Genomic DNA, 4,222 nt, shown 5'->3' with positions numbered 1-4,222 from the left:
AGGAACATCAGTTGCAAAATGTCGCCGCGGGGCAGATCAGCGCCACCAGCACGGACGGGGTGAACGGCTCGCAGCTTTTTAGCCTCGCCACGCAACTGTCGTCACTGGTCGGAAAAGTCAATTCGCTGCCGGGCGGCAATACGAACGTGCTCGATTCAACGGGCGCGGCGACGGGCACGGGTGCAACAGCGGGCGCTGTCAATGCGACGTCCGTCGGTTCGACCAGCAACGTTACCGCTGACGGCGGTACCGCCGTCGGCCATCAAGCGGTCGTCACTTCGACCAACGGCACGGCTGTCGGCACGAACGCCAATGTTACGGGCACGAACGGCACGGCCATCGGTTCGAACTCCATCGTCACAGGCAACAATTCGGTTGCCTTGGGTGCAGGTAGTATCGCAGACCGGGACAACACGGTTTCGGTTGGTGCGCCGGGTGCTGAGCGTCAAATTGCCAACGTTGCCGATGGTACGGCTCCCACTGACGCGGTGAACGTGCGCCAACTGGATAGCGTCCGCAGCGATCTCAATAAGTTCCGCAAGGATTCGGACGCGGGTTCGGCCGCTGCGATCGCAATGGCGAACATGCCGCAGGCCGTGTTGCCGGGCGAAAAGGTCGTTGCGCTCGGTACTGGGACGTACGGCGGTCAATCGGCGATGGCTGTCGGTCTGTCCGTCGCTACGCGTTCGTGGATGGTGAAGGGCTCGATCTCCACGCCGGTTTCCGGCCACGGTTCCGTGGCAGCTGGCGCAGGCGTCGGCTATCGCTGGTAATCGTCCGCGCAGGCCGCTATCGGGTTCGAGGTTTTCGATAGATGCCTGCGCAACGAGTCAGGTGACGGTAACAGGCCCGTCGCAGTCCCTTCCGGCGGCTGCGGCGGACTTGAAACAATGATCGAGCTCCGGGCTCGACGCAAAATAAATTGGCGCTTTGGCAAACGCACGAACGATGTCCGGCATGCATGCTTTGAACATGCAAACCGAAATCAAACGTGAAATGCAGGCGGTACGTTCCGGGCTTTTGAAGCCGCGGCGCACGCTGTCACGCAAACGAAAATTCAGTCCAGTGCGCGCATCGCGCACGCGCGCCATCTCCTCGATTCAGTCCACATGGACGGCCAGCGAAACGCGGCAAGCGCAGCGTCATTGCTCGACTCGGCGTCGCGTTGTCTATGACTGGCTCGCCTCGCTTTCCGCCTCGGCCGGCGACATTCAACGCCTGCCGCGCGAACAGCGCGGAACGACAACCGAATTCCGGCTTTCGAACCTGCATCCGGCGATCCGAATTTTCGTCAGCGGCACGACGCTCGCGGCCAGCGTCCATTACCGGGGCCGCTGCTGGGATGTGCTGAAGCATTACGAGGCGCTACCGAAGCCAGTCGCACACGGTTGGATTAATCTCGCCAGCGCGCCGGAACGTGAACGGGTGTATTCAAACGTCGATGCGCTATGGAAGGCAGAGGTGTTCGACCGTTTCCGTGACTGGTTCGAACTCGTCCTGGGCGCTGCAGACACGGTGATGCTATTCGGCACACCCGACGGAACCACATGGGCGGAGCTCATGCCGTTTGCCACCTCTCGCGATGTGGACGAAGTGGCTCGCTTCCCGGTGTGGACCGCCCTTGTCCGGGCGCAAGCGCGCGCTTGCTTGGGCAGTGCCTGCAACGAAGCCCCTTTAGTCGACGCCGAGCCGTAATGGCTCCCGCGGCACCTTTCCCGAATCGCAACCTTAAATTGCCCTCAAGTCGTCGTCAATGCCGCCGTTATCTAATGTCGTCGGCGCATACCGGCACCGACGCTTGCATCTAGAAACAAAAACGAAAAAGGGCAAAAATTGAAAACGATTTCCATGTTTGGGGGCGCGCGGTTGGCGTTATCGGCATCGTTGCTTGCAGTGTTGGCCGCATGCGGGGGCGGCGGGGGCAGCAGCGGTGGTTCATCGTCGCCGGCGACCGGTTCGACCGCCAACGCGCAGACGCTGAGCGGTACCGTTGCGGTAGGCGATGCGCTGGTAGGCGCGACGGTGACGGTGCTGGATTCCGCGGGACATACCGTGACGGCGAAGAGCGGCACCAATGGCGGTTATTCGGTCTCGCTCGCTAACCTGACGCTTCCGCTTTTAATTACGGCCACCGATTCCAGTGGCGCGAACTCCACGCTGTACTCGATCGTCGTAGGCACGAGCACCAGTGCCTCAGGCACGACGGCCAACGTCACGACGCTCACGACGGCCGTCACGGCGGCGTTGACGACGGACGGTAATCCGGCCGATTTGACGTCGACGGCCACGCTGAGCGCTGTCACGCAGGCACAGGTGAGCGCGGCGGTATCGCAGATCAACACGGCGCTGGCCCCGATTCTTGCGCAAAACGGGCTCACGGCTGCATCGTTCGATCCGATCGGCGGCGCCTTCACGCCGAACCAGACCGGGGCCGATGCCGTCATCGACGCCGTGCAAGTCACGCCGTCCTCGAGCGGCACGGGGCTGCAACTGTCGAGCCTTTCCGATCCCAACACGCGGATCCCGCTGAGCCGAGGCGGCAGCAACACCACGACGTTGCAACCGCCGGCGCAACCGGCAAACTACCTGGCATCGCTGCTGACTTCGTTGAGCCAGTGCATGGCGGGCACGAGCTCGGGTTGCGCGACCGCTATCGACTCGCACTACCTCAACGACGGCTTCGCGACGATGCAAGCGCGCCATACCGGGCTGTTCGGGCAGGGCAACACGCTGATCGGCGCACGTACGATCGCGTTTCTGCCGGCGAACACGTTCTCGGCCATCAGCAACCCCGGTGCACTCGTGTACTTCCTGTACGTCACGCCGAGCGGTTCGATGAACTTCGCCAGCGAGTTCGTGCAACAGCTGCCGAATAAGACCTGGGACATCATCGGCAACCAGGAGCAATTCAACCTGTATATCGCGTCGTTCGTCGACAGAAAACAGTTCACGGATAGTGCCGACGCCGCGAACGCACGGTTCGACGCGGGTATCGAAATCCAGATTCCGCAGGCGGTCACCGTGAGCGGAACGTTGACGCCCGTGGGTTCGGCGCTGGTGCAAGGGCCGGGGATCAACGGCGGTAGCCTCTATATGCTCAACACGGCATCCGGATTCGGCAAACCCGGCTTCGACCTGACGATCCCGACGCCGGCCCTGACGGCGCCGTGGACGGGCTGCGGCACCTGCGCGCAATCGAACAGCACGACCTCGACGTACAAGTGGGATTGGGTATCGCTCGAGGGCGGCACGAGTTCGTTCTCGCCGAACGGCGCAGCCGATTACACGCCGGCGCCGATTAACGTCGCAGCGCTGCCGCAGCATCCGATCTACACGATCACGTTGTTTGACGCGACGGGCAATCAGATTGGCCAGCCGCAGCAGGTGATGAATATCGCCGGCAACGTAAGCGCGACGGTGGGACTGATGATTCCGTGGCAGACGCTGGGCAGCGACGTGATCGCCAACTTCCTGACGCCGGGCGGTTCGCAGGCGACGGCCGCGCAAACGTCGGTCAATCTCGACTGGACGGTTCCGACATTCGCCGGCATGGCGCTTCCGACGCCGAACTTCGTAGTCGGTATCGGGGCGGTGACGTTTGCCACGGGCACTTCGCCGGAAGAGGCGTACTCGCACGGTCTCAGCATTGCGCCGACTGCGACGTCATCGTCTTCCTTCGCCGAAACGTTCTCGGTCACAGGCGGCTCGGCCATTACGGAAGGGCTCAGCGCCGAGGCGCAGCGTTACGTGAAGCTGGGCTGGCAAAGCGGGGATGGCATCTACTTCGCCAACGAGTGGGTGTACAAGCAGCCGGCAAACAACTAGGCTTCGCCTCCCGCCCTTCGTGCCGTGCGACCGAACCGAACGCATCGTTCTCGGTCGTGCGGCGGGTGGGGATCAGCGCCGAAAAAAAACCCGGCCGGAGCCGGGTTTTCGTAGGGACTGCAGTCGAATCAGTCTTAAGCTGCCGACTGAATGTTCGATGCCTGCTTGCCCTTCGGTCCTTGCACGACTTCGAAACTCACCTTCTGGCCTTCCTTGAGCGTCTTGAAACCGTTCATCTGGATGGCCGAGAAGTGGGCGAACAGATCCTCGCCGCCTTCATCCGGCGTGATGAACCCGAAGCCTTTCGCGTCGTTGAACCATTTGACCGTACCAGTTGCCATACCTACTTCCCCTGTAACTCATGTCCTACCACGAGCGCGCTCGAAAAGCTCGACAG

The 4,222-nt window shown here is 62.2% G+C and carries 4 protein-coding genes; 3 read left to right on the top strand and 1 reads right to left on the bottom strand.

Going from position 1 to position 4,222, the window contains the following annotated elements; genetic code table 11:
- The 3 genes from ACTHL0_RS12415 to ACTHL0_RS12405 form a co-directional block, all read left to right on the top strand.
- On the top strand, positions 1-773 hold a 773-nt coding region (locus ACTHL0_RS12415; RefSeq protein WP_440567047.1), incomplete at its 5' end, for a YadA family autotransporter adhesin.
- A gap of 184 nt (positions 774-957) precedes the next feature.
- Complete coding sequence (locus ACTHL0_RS12410) at positions 958-1,695, top strand: hypothetical protein (RefSeq protein WP_440567046.1); 738 nt, start codon at positions 958-960, stop codon at positions 1,693-1,695.
- A gap of 138 nt (positions 1,696-1,833) precedes the next feature.
- Entirely contained in the window at positions 1,834-3,825 is a 1,992-nt protein-coding gene (locus ACTHL0_RS12405) for a cell wall anchor protein (protein WP_440567045.1), read from the top strand.
- Between the two features lie 134 nt (positions 3,826-3,959).
- On the opposite strand, the gene cspD is transcribed toward ACTHL0_RS12405, so the two are convergent.
- The gene (gene cspD / locus ACTHL0_RS12400; RefSeq protein WP_007586257.1) at positions 3,960-4,166 is read right to left on the bottom strand and encodes a cold shock domain-containing protein CspD; all 207 of its coding nucleotides are present in this window, start codon (positions 4,164-4,166) and stop codon (positions 3,960-3,962) included.
- Positions 4,167-4,222: the final 56 nt, after the last annotated feature.

It is taken from the genome of Trinickia sp. (assembly GCF_051961175.1).
Taxonomy (GTDB): Bacteria; Pseudomonadota; Gammaproteobacteria; order Burkholderiales; family Burkholderiaceae; genus Trinickia.
The sequence above is the reverse complement of the archived record's forward strand: the minus strand, read 5'-3'. Positions and strand labels throughout refer to the sequence as shown.